Consider the following 22,255-nt stretch of genomic DNA (forward strand, 5'->3'; position numbering starts at 1 on the left):
GCGCTTGCGCCGAACGAGCGCTCGATGCCTCCGAGCGACGATGAGGCGCGCGCGATCCGTCGCCCTTTCCGTTTACTTATCCGTGAGCGAAAGCGTCCCCTCGCCCACGTTGATCCAGTAGACGTGGCGCTCATCGACGGCGATGCGCTTGGGGTGCTTCTGCCCGCGAATGAGCGTGGCCGTCGTTCCGCCGGTCTTGGCCACCCGGTACACCGCGCCATCTTCCGCGTCGTAATTCACGAAGAATACCGATTTGTCGTCCAGCGCGAGGCCAACGGGAAACGAGAATCCACTGGCCAAGGTTTCCACCGCGGTCCCAGGGCCCGATGGGCCTTCCAGCTTGATGCGGCGAATGGTGCCCATATTCTCGCCCGGGCTATCGGACCAATAGAGATAATTGCCATCGCTCGCGGCCGCCCAGGCGTAAACGACTTTGGCAACTTCTTTGGGCTCGCCGCCACCGACCGGCGCCTTCACCAAACGACCCGCCTCGGGCCAATAGACGTATTTCGCATCCGCCGCGATGAACAAGACGCGCGCCGAGCGATCGCCGGTGGCCACCTTCGTGGGCTTTCCGCCCGCGGCCGGAATACGCATCACATCGACCTTCGCCTTGTCGTCGGCGGCCGCGAGGTAATACAGATTCGTGCCGTCGCTCGCCACCGCGGGATCCGCCAGCGCAAGGGCCTTCGGTGCAACCTGCGCCGCGGCCGCGCCGCTCGCATCCGCCCCAACTTTCACCAGGCGATCCGCCGCGCCATTCGGCTTGTCGCCCCCCGTGGCGAAGAACACGTCGTCCTTCACGATCACCGGGGTGCCGGCCGAGCGGAGCTTCGTCGCCACGCGCACCGGCTCACCTCCCGCGGGCACCGGCACGCGCAGAAGATCGAGAACCTCGTTCTGGTCTTTGTCGCCCGACAGCGCATCCATCACGAACGCGGAGCCGCCGGAAACCGCGAGACCTTTGGGCTTCTTGAAACGCGCAACCACGGTGCGCGTGTGCACCTTTTCCGCTTGGGCAGGCGACTTGGGGAGCGGGGTGGCCGATGCCGCATTCGTGCTGGCACTCGCCGCAGTACTCGCCTCTTTGGACTCCGTCGCCGCGGTCAGCTCTTTCTTTCGCTGCACTTCGTCGCAGCCTTCACTTGCGGCCGCGGACAACGCCAGCAGCACGGCTGCACCCGTCCAACCGCCAAACCACCCCCGAGCAAACATCAGTCGAGATCCTCCACCCGTAGCGCGGCGTCGGTCGCGCGCCTCAGAAATGTCAGCGCAGCGTTGAACTCGCGATCGCTGAATGACCCTTCGATGATCTTTTGTGCGTTGGACCATGCGGGATATGCCCGGGAGATAATACGCTCTCCTTTGGGCGTCAGCACCACCGGTCGCACGCGGCCGTCTTTTCCGCGGCTCTGACGCACGAATCCCTCTTTCGTGAGCCACGCCACGTTGCGGGACAGGGACGATGCGTCGAGAACCAATGTATCTGCAAGTGCGCTCATGGACGCCGGGCCCAGGTTCTTCAGCGCGACCAAGATCGCCAATTGCGTGGCCTTGATCCCAAAGGGTTGAAGCATGGAGTCGTAGTGTGAGGTCACTGCCCGCGCGGCTCTTCGGAGATTGAAGCACGCGCACAAGGTCTCCATCTCCTTGCACTGTTCTGGGGTTAGACCGGAGCTATTCGTAGCTGGCATGACGCGGAAGCTTACTCGCCCGCGCTGTGCGTGTCAGCGGGCGAACAAGCTTGGATTTTCGCGTGTTATGGCCACACCGCGGCGCCGTCAGCCGCTGCTTCGCTCGAGCACGTAGCCGACGAAAAACGGCCCCATCTTGGCAATGAACTCCGACGTCTGCCGAGTCTTTCGCATCGCCTGCACGAGGTGCGAAAGCGGGTGAAGCTCGGGTCCGACGAGCCCGATGACGAATTCGTTGTCCTGGGCGTCGAGTCCGTGGCACGCAAGGCGGATGTCGTGAGCGAGCTCCTGGGCACCGTAGGCCATGCCGATGGATGCATGCTCACGCAAAATATGGCTTTGATCGATGGGCTCTAGCCGCGCGAACTCCCCCGTCCGCCGAAGCGGATACCAGACGTGCCAGGGGTAACTTTCGCTGAGCACGTTGTTGATGGGACGTTTCAAAAGGGCGAACTCGAGATCGGGCTCGTGCCCCGTGCTGTAGCTGCGGCCAATCATGGCCATGTCCTGGCGCAATGTGACAGAACGGAGGAACTCCTCCGTGAAGAGCGGTCGCACATCGCGCACGAAGAGGCTCGGATCCTGGCTCCACGTGAGGAGGCCGAGGCCGCGCGGACTCATGGTATCGGCGTAGATCACGCCGGGAATGTTGCGGCTGCGAAGGAGCTTCCCCAGCTCGGACGCCACGTCGTTGGCATTGACGTTGACGGGCACGTCGAACGCGAGCAGCTGCATGAAGAGGCGGCGATTCATGCTCTGGCGCACGCCTTCTTTTTTGCCGCCGTATTCGTTCACGTCGATCTTGGGCAGCCCCGGTTGTTTCGCTTCGGTGGTTTCGCTGGTGCCGCCTTCGGGCCTTTGGGTGGTGGTGCTCATGCCAGGAAGAATGTTACATAGCGCCCTATGCAGCTCAATCGCGAATGGTCCCGTCTCTTGGAAAGCTACAAGGACGATCATCAGAACCCGAAGAACCAGGCCTTCCATTCCATCGGCATCCCCATGATCGCCGCCTCGATCCCCATCGGCGCCACGATCGTCGGACTGCCGCTGGCCGCGGGCCTCTTTACCGTGGGCTGGGGCTTCCAGTTCGCGGGACACGCGTTCGAGGGAAAGAAGCCCTCTTTCGTCGAAGACAAGCGCAGCTTGGTCGTCGGCCTCCTCTGGTGGGGTGAGAAGGTGGGGCTGGTGAAGCTGCAAACGACGTCGGAGAACGGCTCGGCCAGCTAGATCTCCTCGGTTTTCGGCCCACTCCTGCTCCCCCTCCCGATCCCGTCTTTTTCGTTTCGGGAGCGGGAGCGGGAGCGGGAGCGGGGAACAAGGCGCATACTTGGGGCATGGAGCTCGTCGCCCTTCTTATGCTTCTGCCGCTCGTGGTCCTTTATCTTCTGTCCGGCCTGCGCCAAATCGCCCAATGGGAAGCCCCGCTGAAGTTCACGGTGGGGCGCTACACCGGGCGCCTGCAGCCGGGGCTCACCTGGATCATTCCAGGTTTGCAGCGCATCGTGCGTGTCGACACGCGCATCCGCAACCGTGACCTGTTTCAGCAACAGGTGATCACCGCGGACAATGTGACCGCGTCCATCGACGCGGTGATTTATTACAAGGTAATCGATCCGGAAAAAGCGGTGCTCAACGTGGAGAACTACGACCACGCCGTGCGAGACCGCGCCAAGGTGGTGCTGCGCGACATCGTCGGCGAAACGCGGCTCGACGAGCTGCTCTCACGCCGCGAGGAGATTGCGCTCAAGATCCGCAAGGCGGTGGAGCAGTTCGTGTCGCAGTGGGGGCTTCACGTCGAAGCCATTGCGATGCAGGACATCCAACTTCCGCAACAGATGCAGGAGGTGATCGCGCGCGTGGCGATCGCGGAGCGCGATCGGCAGTACGTGGTGATCAAGAGCCGCGCGGACGTCGAGAGTGCAAAAAACTTCGCTCAAGCGGCGGAGATCCTGGCTTCGTCGCCGGGCGCGATGGAGCTGCGGCGGCTCGAAGCGCTGCAGAACATGTCGGGACGGACGAGCCGCGTGATCTTCGACCTCGCGAAGCCGTACGGCGACATGCGCACGCGCGTCGCCGCCACGGCCATGGGCCTCGTGCAGGGCGAGCCTGCGGACGAAGAACGCGAACGACGCGAAGAGCGCGAAGAGATGGAGGAGCTCGCGGCGGAGGAGCCGGCACCGGTTCAAAAGCCCGCGCGCCGCGCCGTGAGATGATGGTGCATGATCTCGGCTGAAGAATTGCGGCGCGCCGCATTTTCATCGGCTCAAATGGAGGATCGCTGGGTCGAGGAGGCGCTGCGAACGGGCGATATTTGGATTCGCCATGCGGTGGCAACATGGGAATCGAGTGAAGGTACGACATCAGGTCACTTAGTAGGCATTGGCCTGGACGCCGCATTGTTCGCCCATATCGCTCCAGAGCCCCCGGTGGTCGATGCACTGACCGTGGCCATTGCGGAATCCATCGCACTTCGCCCGCTGGAAAGCCTGCACGAGCTGCGCATACATTGGAACGGCGCGGTCCGAGAAAAAGGCCATTATCGCGGTGATTCGTTGCGCGGCGGCATGGCGGAAGCGCTGGAAACCTATTTGACGGAACGCGGCGAAGACGATGCCGCGCAACGCGCGCGTCATTTAAAGTTGGATATTGCGTCACGTGCGCGCGACATCACCGCAACGATGGATGTTAGTTCCGTAACGCGGGCGGATAGCGAGAGCCTGGAGCGCGATCTCCGAGCAATTTCCGAGGCTTTGTGCCTCTTGCTCGGGGGGCCGGAGAAGGCAAATGTGCGCGTGATCCGGAGCCGATTCCACTTGTAAAAGGGATATTTCGTATTCGCAACGGAGCCCATTTCGGAATCGTGACTATATCGCCAGCTTCAGTATCAATTTCGGCACATGGTCACTAATTCGGTCGTGCTCCCGCATAAAGTAATCTGGAAACCCACCGTGGGGGGTTCGCATCGTAGAACCCGGGTGACGCGTTGGACAGTCTCGACAGTGACGGTGTCCGAGCGCAGAGCACCAAGGGGGTATTAACGATGAATAGTGTTCTCATTTCTTCGGCGAAGCGTGCGGTTCTCGCTGGTTGCATGATCGGGTTGATTGCGGGTTGTGCGGCGGGGAACGATTCGTCGACAAGCGACGAAGGCAGCTTGACGGGTGACTCTTCACAAAATCATTGTGACCACTGCCCGCCGCCGCCTCCGCCTCCGGCCAAGTGCCAGTACGCAGGCATCTCGCGTGCGGTGGACATTCACTTGCTGCCCGGTCTGAAGATCCCTCTTCTCGACCAGAACGTTCTCGAGAACGGCGGCATTCACGTTCCCTTCAGCGATGCATCGATTGGCCCCTCGGGCGGGCATGCCAAGGCGGATCTCCTCGATCTGCAGATCCCGAATCTCCTCCGCGCCCGCGTCCTCGATGCGACCGTCGACGGTGCGAACTGCAGGACGGATTCGGTGGCGGAAATCGCCAACGTGGAAGTGGGCTTGAGCAAGTTGAAGCTGGGCAGCGTCGTGTCGCTGCAAGTTCTGAACGATCTTCTGAACAACCTGGGCCTGCAGGCCGACATCCAGGCCGACGTCCTCAAGGCAACGGCCAGCGCATCGTGCAAAGGCGGCAAGCCCGTGCTCGAAGGCGACTCCATCGTGGCCAAGCTGCGCATCGGAAACAACAACATCCTCGAAATCGTGCCGGGTAAGGCCAATCAGAAGATCGAGCTCCTCGGAGACGGTCTGGGCCACGGCATCACCATCGTCATCAACGAGCAACTCGTCGACAGCAAAGGAAACAGCGGAAGCATCCAGACCAACGCACTTCACGTCAACGTTCTCGACTTGGCCGATGTGGTCGTAGCGGGAGCCTCTGCGGGCATCACCTGCGGCGGCAGCACTTAGTAGTCGTTCAGCCGAATATAGTCATATCGGACTTTGCTTCTCGCGTGCTCCACGCCCGTGGCGTAGAAGAATGGGGAAGGTCTCCGCCTCCGGCGGGATGACTCGAAGGCAAAGTCCGATCTTGCGTGCCGCCTCCCTGGGGGAGAGCGGCACGTTTTCTTTTGTGCGCACTGGGCCCAGGCCCACGTGATCGTGATCGTCTCTCGTGATCGTGATCGTGATCGTGATCGTGCACGCGCTCGCGCTCGTGCACGAAGCGGCAAGCGAGCAGCGCTTCCGGGGGACTCTTCGAGCACGAGCGCGTGCGCGTGCACGATCACGACCACGATCACGATCACGAGAGACGATCACGATCACGATCACGATCACGGGGCACGATCACGATCCTGTGGGCTCATCATGACTTGGCTCGATGTATGCTCGCGGGCATGGATTTCGACCCGCTCTGGAGCGCATACAACAATGGGCCGTGGCCGATTTTCGCTTGTATGCTCGCGGCTTGGACGGCGCTTTTCGGCGCGATTGCGTTGGCCTTCGAACGGCGTGCCAAGTTCGCGCGGTACGTCGCGCTCATTGCGCTCGTGCTCTCGACCTTGCTTGCGGGCTTCGTCACGGTAGGGACGTTCATCGCGTTTGCGTCGCAACCCAAAGGGCCGGCGGTTCTCCAGCTCGCCACCCCCTTCGCCTTGGGGACGGTGCTCTTCATTGGATTTGCCGCGCGGCTCGTTCGAGGGGAGAGGCCGGTGCCGGCGCTCACCACTGCGGCGTTCTTCGCAGCCCAAATTGGCCTATGGATGGGCGCTTACATCACCTGGTCGATTCGAAAAGCGGCGGAGTCGAGCTTCGCGGAAAAGTGCTCGCTCCCTTCTCCACGATGGGGATGGGCCTTCGAAGGGCAATACCTCCTCGCGGTCACCTCCTCGAAACGGGCGCTCCTTCTCATGCTCGTGCCGGCGGCCATCGCGGCGGTCGTCGCCATCGTCGATGCGCGCAGGCATCGCGGCGCGAGCACCGATCGCTTCACGCGCGTGATCCAGGGCGCCTGCGTTCTCGCGGCCCTCGGTTGCGCAGGGATGGCCCTCGTCCCGACGAGCCCCGATCCTCACGCAAAACAGTGCGAGCCGGTCATCGATGCCCAGGAACGCATTGGTCGCGCATTGCTCGGGGCCGGCTGGGCCTTGCAGAACAACGAGGCGGAGAAGGCCTGCCAAGTCCTCCGCGATGTCCAGACCGATCTGGTCGTCGTGCGCGATGCGGCCATGCGCACCCGCTTCGACGAGCTCTTTGCCAAATGCAAATAGCCGTTACGACTCGTCCACGCGCGCGAGGCATTCGCGCAGAACCTGGGCCAGGCCCTCGACGTGCGGGTGCTCCAACATGGAAAGATGGCTACCCGGCACCTTGTGCACGTCCGCTCCGCCCTGGGCGAGGTTGCGCCATCCGAGGCGCGCGTCCAGCTCGGGCGACAATCCCGATTGCGACGTTCGCTCGGCCAAAAACAGCGTCACCTTGCCGGGATAAGGCGAGAGCGGGCCGCGGCTGTACACGTCGATGATGGCCCGGTTTTTCCGGTCCAATTCATCGAACACCGAGCTTGCCGCGACCTCGCCTTCGGGCGGCGGCGGCTCCGACGGGCTGCGTCCGAGCTGCCGCTGCACCTTGTGCGCGATCACCTCGGCGGCGTCGCTCACGTAGGAGAACATGCTTCGCGCGGGGAGCGCCCGCAGGTTTCGCCAATGATGGCGCACGCGCTGCGCCGCCGCCGTCACCTGCTGCACTCCGTTCAAGGTGCCCGGCACCGGCGTATCGAAAAGCCCGAGCAGCGCGACCTCTTCTCCGCGCTCGCGCAACTGCACCGCCATCTCGTAGGCCATCCACGAACCCAGCGAAAACCCGAGCAGCACGTATGGCCCGTGCGGCTGCTTTTCCCGAATCGCATCGATGTAATCGCGGGCCATGCTCGGCAGATCGTTCTTCGACCCATCGAGCCGCAGCTCGGCCTCCAGCCCATACACCGGTCGATCCTCGCCCAAGAGCAACGACACCTCGCGGAACGCGAGCACGCTCAACCCGCCACCACCGGGCAGCCAATACACGGGCCGCTTGCGGCCCTTCGGCTGAATCGCAATCAACGTCGAGCGATCGGCCGCGCCTCGCTGCAGAAGCGCCGCCATCGTCCGCACCGTTCCGGCGTGGAGCAAACTGGACATGGGCAGGCGACGCCCGAATTCCTTTTCCACCCTCCCGAGCAGCGACACCGCGAGCAGCGAGTGACCGCCCAATTGGAAGAAATTGTCATCCAACGCGACGGGCAACCCCAACACGGTTTCCCAGATTTCGGCCAATCGCCCTTCCAGCGAATCGGTCCTTTCGCCGAACACGTAACGCGAGACCACCACCTCGCTGGGCGTGAGCAGCGCCGAAACCTCCGCGCCATCGCCCGGCCCATCGAGTCGCAGCGCCGGATGCTCGCGCAGTGCGTGAAGGCACTCGGGATTGCGAAGCGCGGTGACATTGAGCACCGGTTTGCCATTGATGGCGTCGCGCACCGCACGATCCGAGCGCTTTCCGCTATGGGTCGTGGGAAGCTCGTCGACCTCCGCAATCACCGCCGGCGCGTGCGCCGCCGAACATTGCTCGGAAAGCGCTTTGCGTATCTTCCGCACGAGCGAGGAATCGAGGTACGTGCCCTCGCGAAGCACCACCACCAAAACGAGCCGGCTTCCCCCGGGTTCGTGCGGTGCGGTTTGCTCCACGGCCACCGCATCGCGCACTTCATCGATGCCAGTCAGCACGCTGTAGATTTCGGCAGGCCCGATGCGAATGCCCCTTATGTTCATCACACCATCGGAGCGGCCGTGAATGCGCCCCGTTCCCCTTGCCGTCAATTCGAGCAGATCTCCGTGCGTCCAAACACCAGGATTTTGACGGAAATACGCATCATGAAATCGACGTCCGTCGGGATCCCCATAAAGGCCCAATGGACGCGATGGGAACGGATTTTCACAAATTAGCTCGCCGAACGCGACGCAGTCTTTGGCCACCCCAGCCGTCGCGCGAAGTCCGACCGCTCGCACATCGAGCCCGAGACTCTTCGCTTGGAGCTCGCCCTCGTACACCGGCAGATGCGGGTGCCCCAGCAAAAAGCACCCGATGATATCGGTTCCGCCGGAGATCGACTGAAGCGGTACCGCTTTCACCTCATCGCGGGTCCAATGGAAGAACGCATCGGGCAGAACCGATCCCGTCGACATGATCGCGCGCAGCGCCGTCAGATCGTAGCGCGTGCGGGGGGTGATCCCCGCATCACGTGTATACTGCAAATATCCAGGGCTGGTACCAAAAACGGTAATTTGCTCGCGCTCCACGAGCTGCCACAGCGCGTCCGCCTCGGGGTAGGAAACGGAGCCATCGTAAATGACGATATGCGTACCGCTGGCCAGTGCGGACAATTGCCAGTTGTACATCATCCATCCACACGTGGTGTGGAAGTACATGGTGTCACCCGGCCGCAGATCCGTGTGCAACCGGTGCTCTTTTACGTGCTCGAGCAGCGTCCCGCCCACACCGTGCATGATGCACTTGGGCTTTCCGGTGGTGCCGGACGAAAACAGAATATAGAGCGGGTGGTTGAATCCAAATCGCGGCAACTCCTCGAGGCAGGTGAACACCGGCTCGTTTTCCGAGGCGAGCAAATCGCGAAACGACTCCACGGGCACGTCGCGTCCAGCCGGAATGGCCGGCTCGGGCCCCCGCAAGCACACGACGTGTTCGAGCGATGGAAGGGCCTCCACCAGCTCGGTGAGCTTCTCGGCCACGACCCGTTCGTAACCGTGATGAAAATAGCTGCCATGGGCGAACAGCCAAGAAGGGGTGAGCTGATTGAACCGTTCGACCAAGGCAGGAAGTCCGATATCGGGCGCAATGGAGGACCAAATCGCCCCCAACGCAGCCGTCGCCAGGCAGGCCACCACCGTCTCGGCGGTGTTGGACACCACCGCGACCACCCGGTCACCACTGCGTAGCCCACGACGGTGCAGCGCCGACGCCAGCCGTAGCACCCGTGCCGTCAGCTCGCCCCGCGTCCACACCGTGCGCTCACCGCGCTCGTTGCAGGCGGTCAGCGCGGGCTGGGCGAGCTGCTCCGAGGTGCGCGCGCCCAGGAGGTTCTGCACGAAGCTAAGCTGCAGATTCGGGAAAAACTCCGCGGTTTCGCACACCTGCCCCACGCACACCGGCTCGTAGGAGCCCTCCACCTCGAGCTCCGACCACTCGAGGAAGAGGCGCCAGAAGAGCCGGTATTCCTGCACGGAAAACCGATGAAATGCGGCGGGATCGTCGAAACGCCACCCGGTGGTCTCCTCGCAGAAGCAGATGAAGTCCGTCATCTGCGACTGCGCGACCGTGACCGTATGGGGGACGAAAATCGGCAGGTGGGCCGCCTGCTCTTCGCTGTCGAACCCATACGTGGTGCCCGGCGCAAGCAGGCCGATGGGGAACGTCGCACTGGCGAAAGCGCCGCCGTCGTCGGGTTTCATATCAGTCTTGGATGCAGCACGGCTCGGTGTGTTAGTCGTAGACGCGGGAGGTTTTTGCATGATTGCGCTGGTCACCGGAGGCGCAGGTTTCATCGGATCACACATCGTCGAGCACCTCGTGCGGAGCGGACATCGCGCGCGCGTGTACGACAACTTCTCCGCGGGGAAGCGTGAAAATTTACGCCACATCCCCGAGGACAAATTGGAGATCATCGAGGCCGACGTTCGCGATTCGCCTCGACTCGAGTACACCATGGCCGGCTGCGACGTGGTCTTTCACCAAGCGGCCATCGTTTCGGTTCCTTATTCGGTCGACCATCCTCAAGAGACCCATGACGTGAACCTGCAAGGCACGATGAACGTGCTTTTCGCGGCCAAACGGCAAGGCGTCAAGCGCATCGTCTTCGCGGGATCGGCCGCCGTGTACGGCGAAGATCCGGAATTGCCCAAGCGCGAATCCATGCGCGAAGATCCGATATCGCCTTACGGCGTCGAAAAGCTCGCCAGCGAATTGTACCTTCGCACCTATGCGCGGCTGCACGGTGTGGAGTCGGTCACGCTTCGCTATTTCAATGTGTTCGGCCCGCGGCAAGATCCGAAGTCGGCCTACAGCGGCGTGATCAGCGTTTTGGTCGACCGGGCGCTGCGCGGGGATACGCCGACGCTGTTTGGCGATGGGAACCAATCGCGCGACTTCGTCTTCGTGCGCGACGTGGCCCAGGCCAACTTGCTCGCGGCGACGGTACCGGGTATCGGCGGGCGCGTGTACAACGTCGGTCGCGGGCAGCGCACCACCTTGCTCGAGCTTACGGCCATGCTCGGACGCACCGTCGGACGCACCATCACGCCGGAGCACCAGCCGCCCCGTGCGGGCGACATCCGCGATTCCTTGGCGGACATCACGCGCGCTCGCACGGAGTTGGGCTTCGATCCGAAGGTCAGCGTGGAAGAAGGCCTCAGGGAGCTGGTCGCGTACACGCGAGGCGGGTGAAGTAGACGCGCCGCGGGCCGGAGCCGGCCCACGTATCGAGGGTGACACCGGCGGTGTCACCCTCGAAGTGCGCGGCCCGAATCGTCTGATGCGCGCTTTGGTCACGGGTCATCACCACGGTGCTCGGGCGGCACACCGCCCGGGCCTGCGTGTCGATGGGAACGAAGCTCCAACGCAGGGGTGACGATCGGCCCTCCAGCGAGCCACCCAGGGCCAAGGTGCCATTCGCATCGAGCAACTCCGTGGGATAGCCGGTGGGCCACTGGATGCGAATCGGCTCGTCCAACACGGCCAGCGTCGCCGGATCGATCTTTCGCAGGAGCACCGTCTGCACCGTCTGCGCCGTCTGCGGGCGAATGAAGGCGCCGACCCACCAATCGTTGCCCACCTTCACGCTCCGCACGATGACGAAGTTGTTGTCGGGCAGCCCCTCGAGGGCCCGGCTCGGGATGCCCAGGGCCCCATTGGGCCCGAGCTCCGCGACTTGGACGGCACCGTCGGCGACATAGGCCACGAATCGTTTGTCGCCGAAGCGCTCGACGGCCAGCCACCGCGACGTCGACGGCGCGTACCAATCGTACTGCTCGATGTTCTGCATCGCACCGCCGGCCGGATCGAGGCGATGGAGGCGCAACATCGGTCGAATGCGATCCAAAGAGCTCGTCCTCTCGAGCCGTGCGCCCTGGATTTCCAGCCGATCGTCGCCGTAGCGCAAACTCCGCACCTCCTGGATACGAAAGGCTCCCTCGAGGGGCACCAGGTTCGGGTCGAACCGCAGCCACGCGGCATCGCCCATGGCATCCTGGGCCGGCGACCACGCGCCGTACAGATCGAGCTCTCCTTGCCCGGCGGGATTCCACACGAGCTGCCCCGGGGCGGTGCGTTCGAGGCGCCGGGTCCTGCCCACCGGCTGACCATCCACGGTGAAGCGCTGCATCTGCGTCACCATGGCCTGGCCGCCTCCCCAAGCGACGTACCAGTGTCCTCGGCCGAACGTCACCGATGAGTACCCGGCCGAATCGTCGTAGGGCGCTGGCAACTCGACGACCGCCCCCGCCACATCGACCTGGGCGCAGGCCGCGGAACACGTGTCGGTCATCGGCGACGGATCGACACGCTGCTCCGGTTCCTCACGATTCGCCGGGGGCGGTCCTGCGTCTTTGTAGATGAACGGCGCGTCGAGTCTCTGCTTCCCATTGCAGGCCAAAAGCACGGCAAGCACCGCGATGGCCGGAGCGCGCGGCATCATCGGCCTCCCGGGCTTCGTTCGATCACGATGGGTGAGCCCTCCAGAACACGAATCGCAGGTTCCACCTCGGCGGAGAGCGGCTGCAACGCCACGAGCTTCGGAAAGTCGTCACCGGCGCCGCACGTCAGCGCCTGCGGCGGTGCGCCTGAAATGCATCGCCCTCCGCAACGCGGCTTCGTCGCCGACACGCTGCACGCGCCTTGGCCGTCCCGCGCGCACTCTTCGTTGCACATGCACGTCGGCATGGAGATCTCTGCGCGCTCACACCCTCCCGCAACGCAGCGGGTGCACCCTGGACAATCCGTGTCGACGTTGCATGGCGTGGGCGGCGGCGGCAGGGGCACTCCGCGGGCCGTATTCGTCAGGAGCAAACCCACCGCCGCGGCCACCGCCGTCCCTACCCTCTTCGCCAGCATGAGGCGGACTCGTGCAGAGGCGGTGCCAAAGGCAGAACCCGCAAAATCGCGGATAGATTGGCTCGGGGCCGGCGTTTTCCTGTGCCAGACTGCGTCATCCCGGGACAGAGCGCCGGCTTGCCTAAGCTTCAGTTACAGTTCGCGCGGTTTTGTCCTATTCTCACCCCGTCGGAATGGGGACAGACAGCCCGCGCATCGAACGGCTTCCCGAGGACGAGGTGGTGCACCGTGCGACCTCGGGCGCGCTGCCACCGCGATGGAAGATGCTCGTCTCCGAGGCGGGCATCCTCACCTTGGGGGCCGAGGAGCTCGTGATCGAACGCGGCGAGCCGCACGTGGGGCAGGCGGTGTGCCTGCTCTCCGGCAACCGCATCGCCTTCCGTCGCGTGCTCGAGTTGAATGGGACGTCCACGTCGGGCATGCGCCTTCGCGCCGACGTCGCGCCCTTCGAGGATCGCTGGACGGACGGCATCCTGGGCGTCGTTCAGCCGCGCAGCATCGATCGCGCGGCCGCGGTGAATCCCGTGCAGTTTACACGCGCTAGCTGGTACGCGGCGGTGGCCTCGGCGCACCTTCGCTCGGTGAAGCGCCGGCTGAAGAAGCCGCAACGCCTGCCCCTCACCACGCGGCTCTTGTCCGCGGACGAGTGGCCCAACGTGCGCACCTTTTGGCAAGAGACCTGTGGGCGCGGGCTGCCGGTGCAGGCCCACCCCAACCAGCACGTGGTCGGCCTGTTCGACGGAGCGAAGCTCGTCGGGGTGAACATCCACCTGGGTTTCGGCTCGACGGCCTACTCCGCCTTCACGCTCGTGGATCGGCGCTACCGGGGCGGCGGCGGCGGTCGCAAAATGATCGAGCACGCAGTCGCCATTTCGTACGAGCGCCAGTTCGAGAGCATTTACGTGAACATCAACGTTCGCAACCTGCCCTCGATCGCCGCGTACCGCGCCTGCGGCTTCCGCCCCACACGCTGGTGGTCCGACGAGGCCGACCCGCTCGCATCCGCCGAGCGCCAGCAAATGGTCTTCGAGTTGGATCTGACGAAGCGCCGTCCCTGAGCGCTCACTCGTGAACGATGACCCGGGCGCCCGGGTTCTTGTCGGTGGCGCGCACGCCATGCCAGCCCTTGGGCAGGGAGGGGCCGGCCCATTCGAAAATGTTCTTCGCGTCGTGCGGGGTCATGTTCACGCAACCGTGGCTGCGTTCGTGGCCGAAGCTCGAGTGCCAGAAGGCCCCGTGCAGCGCGTAGCTGCCGTGGAAGTACATGATCCAGGGGACGTCTTGGATCGAGTACGGCCCCTCGCTCGTGGCATCGTCATCCATCGTGGCCGACGTGTGCTTTTCGCGAATGCGGTACGAGCCCATCGGCGTGCGATGATCTTGCGATTTGTCTTCGTCGTTGTGGCGGCCGGTCGACACGATGGTTGCATACACCGGCTTGTCGCCTTCGTAGGCCACGAGCGATTGCGTCTTGAGATTGATATCGATCCACTTCTCGCCCTTGGCGAGATCCGACGGCGGCGCGCTGGCCATCACCGGTTGGCCGTCGAGGTCCTTCATCCAGTAGCCATCGGTGGTCTCGTAATAGGCGCGTTCCTCGACGATGACCTTCTTGCCGGTGAGCTGCACGATGGTAAAGCGCGGCACGTTCTCGTTGCGGCGCACCTTCTTTTCGGCTTCGTCGTATTGGTAGCGCCACGCGCGCGGGTGCGTGATGAAGCCCAGGGGGAGCTTGCGCTTCTCGTCGTCGTGGCCCACCCAAACGCCCTCGAACTCCGTCGTGGGCTTGTGCACGAGCAGGTGATCGGTCGGCGCGAAATAGCCATCCGTGGTGCGCCACATCTTGCCCGCGGGCAGCTTCACCTCTTTGTCGAGCGACAGATAAAACCCGCGGACCATGCGCCAGACGATGAGGCCCGTCTCGCCCTTCAACTCCTCGAAGGTGACCTGCGGCCGGCCGCCGTTGTGGCTCTTCAAGTACCAGGGCGTGTCCTGGCCCGAGGCGGCCATGGCCGCGGCCTCCGGCGTGGGGAGCGCCTTGCCATCGGGACCGCGCTTCGTTTTGCCGATGGCCAGCCCGCGCTCGGCATCCGTGCGCTCCTTGCGCGAAGGGGCGCGCCGGAACAGCGGAGTGCCATTGGTGAGGTTCAGTCCGTACTCGTAAGGAAGCGGCCCGTCGGCGTACGGCGTGTGTGCCGCATTGGCCAATTCCTTGTTGCTCATATCTGCGGTCACGTATTTGCCGCAGATGAAGCCGCCCATCACGAGCTCGTACCAGCCCTCGGCGCAGTTTCCCTTCTTGATGATCTGCGGCTTCACCTCGACGACCGCACCCTTGCGCAGGTAGCCAAGGCGGAAGACGCCCTGGCGCTCCTCGCTGGCCTTGTTCGGATCGCGCGGTGGAAATTCGGTCGCACTGAAGACGGGGGCGGGCGACACGATGGCGCCGACCTTGGGTGTCGGCGGCGGGCTACCCGGCGGGCCGGCGTCCGCGGCCACCGGCATGGGAACCACCGTGCCTTCAGCCGAGCCGTCGGCCTCGTTCGCGGGTTGCGCGTCGTTGGCGTGACCGCGGCATCCCGTCTCCCAAAAAAGCGAAGCGCCTACGAGCACGGCCGCCTTCGAAAACCGGGCTGAGCCGAACGACACCACCGACATGATTGCCCCGGTACCATAGCTGTCTCCGTCGTTCCACTTCGCCGCATGCCCCCCTCGGCGCTACGCTGGCGCCAGCATCATGATCCCGTTCGAGGAAGCGACCACAACGGCGCGAACCAAGAGCTCCACCCCCATCCGCGAGCTGGGCCTCACCATCGCGGGCACGGTCCTCGAACCCATCATTGCGCAGTTCGAAAAGGAGCGGCTCCGGGCCGGCATCCTCAAGCTGCGCCCGCGCTACTACCTGTCGACGGAGTGGGGCGTGCCCGAGGCGACGATTGCCATCGCCATTCCGTTCTATCTGGTGCGCCCCGAGCTGACATTGATCCACGCCGAGCACGCGTGCCATGTGGAGGGCTCGGGGCCGAAGGAAATCCTGCGCTACTTGCGCCACGAAATGGGGCACGTGGTCAATTACGCCTACCGCCTCCACGAGCGCAAAGATTGGACGGAGCGCTTCGGGCCCATGGCCCGCCCCTACGAGGAGGAGTACCGCCCGCGCCCGTTCAGCCGCGAGTTCGTGCACCATTTGCCCGGCTGGTACGCGCAAAAACACCCGGACGAAGATTGGGCCGAGACCTTCGCGGTGTGGATGACGCCGGATCTCGATTGGCGAAAAGAATATGCCAAATGGCCCGGCGCCCTTCGCAAACTCGAATATTGCGATCGCACGATGATCGAAATTCGCAGTCGCGATCCGGTCATCACCTCGGCGGAACTCGATGGCGACGTCGGCACGTTGTCGATGTCGCTGGAGCAGTTCTACAAGGACTACGAAGGCCGCCCCGCCGAGCGCGTGGCGGGCCTCGATCGCATGCTGGTGAGCATTTTCTCGGAGAGCCAGGAGATCGGCATCCGCCTCGCCGTTTCCGATTTGCTCCGGCGGCTCGAACGCGATCTTCCCGGCTCGGTCTACCATTGGACGGGGCACATGCCCGAACGCACCCTGGGACTCCTCGCCCAAATGGCCGAGCGAGCCGACGCCCTCGCGCTCACCTTCCGCGTCGAACGCGAGCAAGAGCTCACCATCGCCGTCACCAGCTTGGTCACCGCGCTGGCGATGCACTGGCTCCAGAGCGGGCGTTACGAGACGTAGCCCAAGCATAGATCCGATCTTTGATGTGCAAACATCGGCATCGCGCCGGTGGCTTGGTGCACAAGCGCCAAATTTTGCGAATTTGTAAACCCACGAGCACGCGTTCCGTGGCGTAGTCGTGACCGGTGCAGCCGTATACATCCGATGTATCACCTAACCGGAGGCGAACGATGGACACTCGGAAACTTGGGAGCGCATCGCTACTTGCCGCGATGACGCTATCCCTCCCACTCGCGGCGGAGACGGACGCCGTGAGGGCGAATCAGGTCGTTGCCATTTCACCCAACGATACGACGCCCCGCATCCTGGCCAAAGCCGGGATGGTAACGCCGTCGGCGCGGCAGATGGCGTGGCAGCGCATGGAGCTGACCGCGTTCTTGCATTTCGGGCCCAACACCTTCGACGATCGCGAGTGGGGAACGGGCACGGAGGATCCGAATCTCTTCAACCCCACGGCGCTGGACACGGATCAATGGGTGGCGTCGTTGCAGCGTGCGGGATTCAAACAGGCCATTTTGACGGCGAAGCATCACGACGGATTTCTGCTTTATCCAACGCGCTACAGCACGCAATCGGTGAAGTCGAGCTCGTGGCGAGGTGGGCGCGGCAACGTCGTGCGCTCGTTCGTCGATTCGGCGCACAAGTTCGGCATGAGGGTCGGCTTCTATCTTTCGCCGGCCGACATGCACGAAGCGTTGGACGGAGGGCGGTATGGCAACGGCAGTCGGGCGGTGACGGCGACGATTCCCGAGCCCGGGCTCGATGGTACGCGGCCGCCCGGCCCGGCGTTCACGGTGACCGCTGACGATTACAATCGTTACTACATGAATACGCTCTACGAGCTGCTCACCGAATATGGGCCGATCGACGAGGTGTGGTGGGACGGGGCCAATGCGGTCAGCGGCAAAGTCAACGCATCGGATTTCCCCGATTGGACGCGCCTGGTCCGCGGACTGCAACCAAACGCGGTGATCTTCCAAGACGGTGGCCCCGACGTGCGCTGGGTCGGCAACGAGGACGGCGTCGCGCGCGAAAGCGAATACAGCGTGCTGCCGTTCACCGGGAGTGCGGCAGGTGCCGTCGATCGCATCACCATCCCGGCCGACGTGACCGCAACGGATCTGGGGAGCGACACCTTGCTCGGAAAGCGCAACACCGACGGCACCAGCGCGTGGAACTTTTTGAAATGGCTCCCCGCGGAGTGCGACGCAAGGCTCGAACCGGGTTGGTTCTGGAGCACGAACCATCACGAGCCCAAGTCGCTGGCCGATCTGCAGTCGATGTATTATGCATCCGTAGGGCGCAATTGCGTGCTTCTACTCGACGTGCCGCCGGACAACCGGGGGCGTCTCACGGACGCCGATGTCGCTCGCCTCGACGAATTCGCCAGATGGCGGTCGCAGGTTTTCGGCATCGACCGGGCACAGGGCGCGCATGCCGCCAACGATGACGGCACGACGAACACGCCGGGCAATGCGCCCGCGCATGCATTGGACGGAAACGACGACACGCAGTGGCAGCCAACCGCGAACACCGGTGCACTGATCGTCGACTTCGGTGCGGCCCGGGAGGTGAATGCCTTCGGCTTACAGGAGAACATCCGCATGGGCCAGCGGGTGACCTCGTTCGTCATCGAAGCGTGGAAAGGCGGCGCGTGGACCACACTGACGTGGGGCACCGTCATCGGCTACAAGCGACTGGTGCGCTTGTCGACACCCGTCACGACGACCAAGCTACGTCTGCGCATCACGTCCGCTCGGGGTCCCGCCGCCATCGCCACCTTTGGCGCCTACCGCGACGGGTAACGTCGCCTTACCGCAAGAGCGAGCGCGCCGTCGGGGCCAATCTCAAGACGTGGGTGCGGCCCCAGGCGGGGAGTTGCGGCAGGTTGGCGGCGGCATCGTCGTAGCGCGCGAACCATACGAAGGCGTGCTCGCCTTCGCGCAGGGGAAGGCGGGGGTACGTGTTGGGGCTGGGATCGGTGACGAAATAGGCCAGGATCGAAGCGCCTGCGGCGGTGAGGGCGGGCTTGAGGCTTCGCTCGAAGTAGGCCACCTGATCTTCGCCGGGCTGGCCGGCGAAGTGATGGAGCGTGGCGGTGACGAGGCTCTTCGGAGCCGTCGTGGTGCGGGTAGCGCCTTCGAGCGCGAAGCCGGAGTTGGCCCGCGCGGGGTGAAGAAGAAGGGCGTCGTTCGTGTCGATCATGGTCGCACGCGCGGACTCGCGGTGGGTCTTCCAGGCGAGGCCCTCCTCGTAAAAGGCTTTGAGCGAGGTCGCGCGCGAACCCAAGTCGCGAAAGCCGCGGATCCAGACGAAGCGATTGGGATCGCTCTGGTCGCGGAATTGGCCGATGATTTTCATGCCCACGGCCTCCTGCGTCTCCACGAATTCGCGATCGAAAAGCTCGATCATCGTGTCGCGTGTGCCGGGACGAAGGGTGTACTGCCGCAGTTCGATGAAGGGTGAAAACGTTGCCATGGTCGAGCCTCCTGCAAAACAGACCGGATGTCCGGTTTTAATACCGACGGGTCGTCCGGTTTGTCAATGGCCGCCTTGCCGGCTAAGCTGCGCCGGGCATGGGACGCCTGCGCATGAACGATCCCGAGGGGATGCGAAACCGCATTCTGGACGCGGCCGCCGAGGCGTTCCAAGCGCGTGGCTACCACGCCACGAGCATGCAGGACATCATGAAGGCCGCCGAGATGAGCGGCGGCGCGCTCTACCATCACTTCCCCACGAAGAAGGACCTCGCGCTGGCCGTCATCCGCGAACGCGTCGCAGCCTCCGTCGAAGAAACGTGGATCGCACCCGTCCAGCGCGCGCGCCGCACGACCGATGGCATCGCGGCCGTGTTCGCGAGCATCATCGCCGAGCTCACCGAACGAGGCACCGTACGCGGTTGCCCGCTCGCCAATTTGGGCCTGGAGCTCTCCCTCGCCGATCCCGAACTACGCGCCGCCGTACAAACGGTCTACGACACATGGCGCACTGCCCTCGCCGAGAAGTTCCGCGCCGACGAGCTCGCGGGCGATCCCCACGCCCTCGCGACCTTCGTCATCTCGGCCTACTCCGGCGCCATGTCCCTCGCCAAAGCCGAACAGACCCCCACCCCTCTGCAAACCTGCATCGAGCACCTCTCGCGCAACCTTCCCCCACGCACACCAAGGCGCGGTAACGGCTAGAAGAGAATTCACAGGGAGGCGGGGAGGCGGGGAGGGATACGGCACGGCCAGCGCGGAACGCTTTTTTGGGGTTTCCAATTCGCCCAATGGGCTGATTGGAAACCAAAAAAACTCCCCGCCTCCCCGCCTCCCTGTAAATCCTTCTTCTAGCGCTCCGTGGGATCCGCTTCGTCTTGGGGGAGCTCGGGGCAGATGGACAAGTCGTATTGGTACGGGCCGCCCGTTTCGGGATCGCTCCAGGGGAAGCAGCGACACACGGAAGGGTACTCGGGGCGGTCGTGTAGACTGCATGCATTGTTCTTGAGGAACATGCAGCGGTCGCCATCGACGCGGGTGCGCCATTCGTTCTCTTCGTCGTCCCACACGATGGCGTCGGCGCCGTAGAGCGACTTGAGCGTTTCGGCCTCCTTCGTGTTGAGCGACGTGCCCCACGAGCAGCAGATGGAATCGTGCGGACACGGGAAGCATGGCAAGCTGCTCGGGATCACGGGCAGGAGGGTGCTCACGCTCTTCAATGTAATGCTAGTGTACTCTGCTCGGCAAAATGGGATCCGACCTCTCTTCTCCTTCTTCGCCCAGCCTCACCCATGCCTTCGTGACGGAGCCGGGCCATACGCCAACCCGCTGGATTCTTTTTCTTCACGGCATCCTCGGTAGCGGGAACAACTTTCGGACCCTGGCGCGACGGTGGGTGCAGGCGCGACCGCACCTGGGGCTCGTCCTCGTCGATCTTCGCATGCACGGGCGCTCGCAAGGTTTTGCGCCGCCGCACACCATCGAGGCGGCGGCGAAGGATCTGGTCACACTCGAAGAGGTGGTCGCGGCGCGTGGCGGGAGCGTGTGCGGTGTGGTTGGGCATAGCTTCGGTGGCAAGGTGGCGCTGCAATACGTCGCCAACAAAGGCGGTGAGCTCGACCGCGCATGGATCATCGACTCCACGCCCGGAGCCCGCCCCAACGCCGCCGGCTCCGAGTCCACGGTTCGCGTGTACGAGCTCCTTCGGTCCCTTCCCGCGCGGTTCGAATCGCGCCAAGCCTTCAACGACGCGCTGGCCGCGGGCGGTCTCGATGCGGGCATGATTCAGTGGCTCGCGATGAACGTCGATTCGATCCCCGGAGGAGGTTACCGCTTTCGCCTCGACCTCGACGCCATCGGCGCGCTGCTGGGCGACTACTTCGAGCGCGATCTCTGGCCGGTGGTGGAGAATCCGCCCGGCACCGTGTCGGTCGAGCTGATCATCGGCGGGCGCTCCAGGGTGCTCGACGAGGCCGACCGCGGACGCGCCGAGCGTGCCTCACGCCAGAGCCCCGGGCGGGTGGACGTGCACATCATCGCCGGAGCCGGCCACTGGGTGCACGTCGACGCGCCGGACGAGCTGTTCGAGCTGCTCGCGGCATCGTCGCATTAGACGAGATGCGCATCACCGTCCTCACGTACTTGGAAAAGAAGGGCGACACGGCATATGACCCCGTCGCCGATCAAGTGGCCAATGCACTGCGGGCGGAGAAGCACACGGTCAAAGTCTTCGCCGTGCACGGCGACATCGTCGCCTTGGTGGAAGGCTTGCGCGAACAGCGCCCGACCCTCGTGTTCAACCTGATGGAGGCCTTCGGCGGGAATCTCTGCGGCGAAATCGGTGTCGCAGGCGCATTGCAGCTCTTGAGCCTCCGCCACACCGGCGGCGGCCCCGGTGAATTTTACCTGCAACAGGACAAAGCCCTCACCAAGGAGCTGCTCGCCTTTCATGGCGTGCCGTTTCCCAACTATGCCGTTTTCCGCAAGGACCATTACCCCGATACGAGCGGGCGCCTGCGCATGCCGCTCATCGTCAAACCCTTGCGCATGGATGCCTCCATCGGCATCGAATCCAATTCGCTGGTGCGCAGTGCGACGCAGATGATGAAGCGCATCGTGGCGATCCACGAAAAGGTAAAGGACGCCGCCCTCGTCGAAGAGTACATCGAAGGTCGCGAGTTTTACGTCGGCGTCCTGGGCAACCGAAAGCCCATTGCCCTGCCGCCCATCGAAATGGACTTCTCCGGCCTGCCCGCGGGCATGCCTCGCGTGCTCGGCCGCCGCGCCAAATGGGTCAAGTCGAGCCCCGAATACAAGGGCACCCGCTCGAAGATCGCGGAGATCCCCAACGAGACCAAGTTGCAACTCCAACGCGTCGCCATCGACGCCTACCGCGCGCTGCGCGTACGCGACTACGGCCGCATCGACCTGCGCCTCACGCCCGCGGGCGAAGTTTACGTCATCGAGGTCAACGCGAGCTGCTACCTCGAGAAGTCCTCCGAATTCGCCACCGCCGCACAAGCCGCGGGCATCCGCTACGTCAACTTGGTGAACGCCATCGCCAAGCTGGCGCTGGCTCGCTTTCGGCGGCCATATTGACGGCTAGAAGAATGGGGAATTGAACAGGGAGGCGGGGAGGCGGGGAGATTTTTAGATTCCCGTCGCCCCAGTGAGCTCATTGGGAACCAACCCCAAAAAACTCCCCGCCTCCCCGCCTCCCTGTGAATTCTCTTCTAGC

General features: G+C 63.9%; 21 protein-coding genes. 12 read left to right on the plus strand and 9 right to left on the minus strand.

What is annotated here, in order from left to right:
- Positions 1–72 precede the first annotated feature (72 nt).
- The 3 genes from LZC95_43705 to LZC95_43715 all read right to left on the minus strand — a co-directional run bounded on the left by LZC95_43705 (position 73) and on the right by LZC95_43715 (position 2,570).
- Positions 73–1,215: a hypothetical protein gene (locus LZC95_43705; GenBank protein WXA93348.1), complete on the minus strand. Its 1,143-nt coding sequence runs from the start codon at positions 1,213–1,215 to the stop codon at positions 73–75.
- Positions 1,215–1,577, minus strand: coding sequence for a MarR family transcriptional regulator (locus LZC95_43710; protein ID WXA93349.1), 363 nt, complete (start codon positions 1,575–1,577; stop codon positions 1,215–1,217). Before LZC95_43710 ends, LZC95_43705 begins: the two co-directional genes overlap by 1 nt.
- Positions 1,578–1,781: 204 nt before the next feature.
- Positions 1,782–2,570, minus strand: a complete 789-nt coding sequence (locus LZC95_43715) for a chlorite dismutase family protein (GenBank protein WXA93350.1) — start codon at positions 2,568–2,570, stop codon at positions 1,782–1,784.
- Between the two features lie 27 nt (positions 2,571–2,597).
- On the opposite strand from LZC95_43715, the gene LZC95_43720 reads away from it, so the two are divergent.
- The 5 genes from LZC95_43720 to LZC95_43740 all read left to right on the plus strand — a co-directional run bounded on the left by LZC95_43720 (position 2,598) and on the right by LZC95_43740 (position 6,893).
- Entirely contained in the window at positions 2,598–2,921 is a 324-nt protein-coding gene (locus tag LZC95_43720) for a DUF962 domain-containing protein (GenBank protein ID WXA93351.1), read from the plus strand.
- A 107-nt stretch (positions 2,922–3,028) separates the two neighbouring features.
- The gene (locus LZC95_43725; protein ID WXA93352.1) at positions 3,029–3,907 is read left to right on the plus strand and encodes an SPFH domain-containing protein; all 879 of its coding nucleotides are present in this window, start codon (positions 3,029–3,031) and stop codon (positions 3,905–3,907) included.
- A gap of 6 nt (positions 3,908–3,913) precedes the next feature.
- Entirely contained in the window at positions 3,914–4,513 is a 600-nt protein-coding gene (locus LZC95_43730) for a hypothetical protein (protein ID WXA93353.1), read from the plus strand.
- A gap of 272 nt (positions 4,514–4,785) precedes the next feature.
- Positions 4,786–5,592, plus strand: coding sequence for a hypothetical protein (locus LZC95_43735; protein ID WXA93354.1), 807 nt, complete (start codon positions 4,786–4,788; stop codon positions 5,590–5,592).
- Between the two features lie 428 nt (positions 5,593–6,020).
- Positions 6,021–6,893, plus strand: a complete 873-nt coding sequence (locus LZC95_43740) for a hypothetical protein (GenBank protein ID WXA93355.1) — start codon at positions 6,021–6,023, stop codon at positions 6,891–6,893.
- A 3-nt stretch (positions 6,894–6,896) separates the two neighbouring features.
- Here LZC95_43740 and LZC95_43745 read toward each other — a convergent pair whose 3' ends face one another.
- A complete protein-coding gene (locus LZC95_43745) occupies positions 6,897–10,130 on the minus strand; it encodes an acetoacetate--CoA ligase (GenBank protein WXA93356.1) in 3,234 nt (1,077 codons plus the stop codon).
- A 58-nt stretch (positions 10,131–10,188) separates the two neighbouring features.
- Between LZC95_43745 and LZC95_43750 the strand changes: the two genes are divergently transcribed.
- Positions 10,189–11,121 (plus strand): SDR family oxidoreductase, encoded by a 933-nt coding sequence (locus tag LZC95_43750; GenBank protein ID WXA93357.1) that lies wholly within the window; start codon positions 10,189–10,191, stop codon positions 11,119–11,121.
- Here LZC95_43750 and LZC95_43755 read toward each other — a convergent pair.
- Together LZC95_43755 and LZC95_43760 are read right to left on the minus strand one after the other, a co-directional pair.
- Positions 11,087–12,370 (minus strand): hypothetical protein, encoded by a 1,284-nt coding sequence (locus LZC95_43755; protein ID WXA93358.1) that lies wholly within the window; start codon positions 12,368–12,370, stop codon positions 11,087–11,089. The two genes, LZC95_43750 and LZC95_43755, sit on opposite strands and share 35 nt — an antisense overlap.
- Positions 12,367–12,786, minus strand: coding sequence for a hypothetical protein (locus LZC95_43760; GenBank protein ID WXA93359.1), 420 nt, complete (start codon positions 12,784–12,786; stop codon positions 12,367–12,369). The genes LZC95_43755 and LZC95_43760 overlap by 4 nt, the downstream gene beginning before the upstream one ends.
- A 173-nt stretch (positions 12,787–12,959) precedes the next feature.
- On the opposite strand from LZC95_43760, the gene LZC95_43765 reads away from it, so the two are divergent.
- Entirely contained in the window at positions 12,960–13,844 is an 885-nt protein-coding gene (locus LZC95_43765) for a GNAT family N-acetyltransferase (GenBank protein ID WXA93360.1), read from the plus strand.
- 4 nt (positions 13,845–13,848) lie between these two features.
- On the opposite strand, the gene LZC95_43770 is transcribed toward LZC95_43765, so the two are convergent.
- The gene (locus tag LZC95_43770) at positions 13,849–15,444 is read right to left on the minus strand and encodes a L,D-transpeptidase (GenBank protein WXA93361.1); all 1,596 of its coding nucleotides are present in this window, start codon (positions 15,442–15,444) and stop codon (positions 13,849–13,851) included.
- A 79-nt stretch (positions 15,445–15,523) separates the two neighbouring features.
- Between LZC95_43770 and LZC95_43775 the strand changes: the two genes are divergently transcribed.
- Positions 15,524–16,540 (plus strand): putative zinc-binding metallopeptidase, encoded by a 1,017-nt coding sequence (locus LZC95_43775; GenBank protein WXA93362.1) that lies wholly within the window; start codon positions 15,524–15,526, stop codon positions 16,538–16,540.
- Between the two features lie 170 nt (positions 16,541–16,710).
- On the plus strand, positions 16,711–18,345 hold the full coding sequence (locus LZC95_43780; protein ID WXA93363.1) for an alpha-L-fucosidase: 1,635 nt from the start codon (positions 16,711–16,713) through the stop codon (positions 18,343–18,345).
- A 7-nt stretch (positions 18,346–18,352) separates the two neighbouring features.
- On the opposite strand, the gene LZC95_43785 is transcribed toward LZC95_43780, so the two are convergent.
- Positions 18,353–19,018, minus strand: coding sequence for an NIPSNAP family protein (locus tag LZC95_43785; GenBank protein WXA93364.1), 666 nt, complete (start codon positions 19,016–19,018; stop codon positions 18,353–18,355).
- A gap of 98 nt (positions 19,019–19,116) precedes the next feature.
- Between LZC95_43785 and LZC95_43790 the strand changes: the two genes are divergently transcribed.
- Positions 19,117–19,722 carry a TetR/AcrR family transcriptional regulator gene (locus LZC95_43790; GenBank protein ID WXA93365.1) on the plus strand — a complete coding sequence of 202 codons (606 nt, stop codon included), beginning with the start codon at positions 19,117–19,119 and terminating at the stop codon, positions 19,720–19,722.
- A gap of 146 nt (positions 19,723–19,868) precedes the next feature.
- On the opposite strand, the gene LZC95_43795 is transcribed toward LZC95_43790, so the two are convergent.
- Positions 19,869–20,228: a YkgJ family cysteine cluster protein gene (locus tag LZC95_43795; GenBank protein WXA93366.1), complete on the minus strand. Its 360-nt coding sequence runs from the start codon at positions 20,226–20,228 to the stop codon at positions 19,869–19,871.
- Positions 20,229–20,266: 38 nt separating this feature from the next.
- Here LZC95_43795 and LZC95_43800 point away from each other — a divergent pair, with 38 nt between their 5' ends.
- Both LZC95_43800 and LZC95_43805 read left to right on the plus strand, forming a co-directional pair.
- Positions 20,267–21,130 carry an alpha/beta hydrolase gene (locus LZC95_43800; GenBank protein WXA93367.1) on the plus strand — a complete coding sequence of 288 codons (864 nt, stop codon included), beginning with the start codon at positions 20,267–20,269 and terminating at the stop codon, positions 21,128–21,130.
- Positions 21,131–21,135: 5 nt separating this feature from the next.
- Complete coding sequence (locus LZC95_43805; protein ID WXA93368.1) at positions 21,136–22,116, plus strand: ATP-grasp domain-containing protein; 981 nt, start codon at positions 21,136–21,138, stop codon at positions 22,114–22,116.
- Positions 22,117–22,255: the final 139 nt, after the last annotated feature.

The sequence above is a fragment of the Sorangiineae bacterium MSr12523 genome, from assembly GCA_037157775.1.
In the GTDB taxonomy this organism is placed as follows: Bacteria; Myxococcota_A; Polyangia; order Polyangiales; family Polyangiaceae; genus Pendulispora; species Pendulispora brunnea.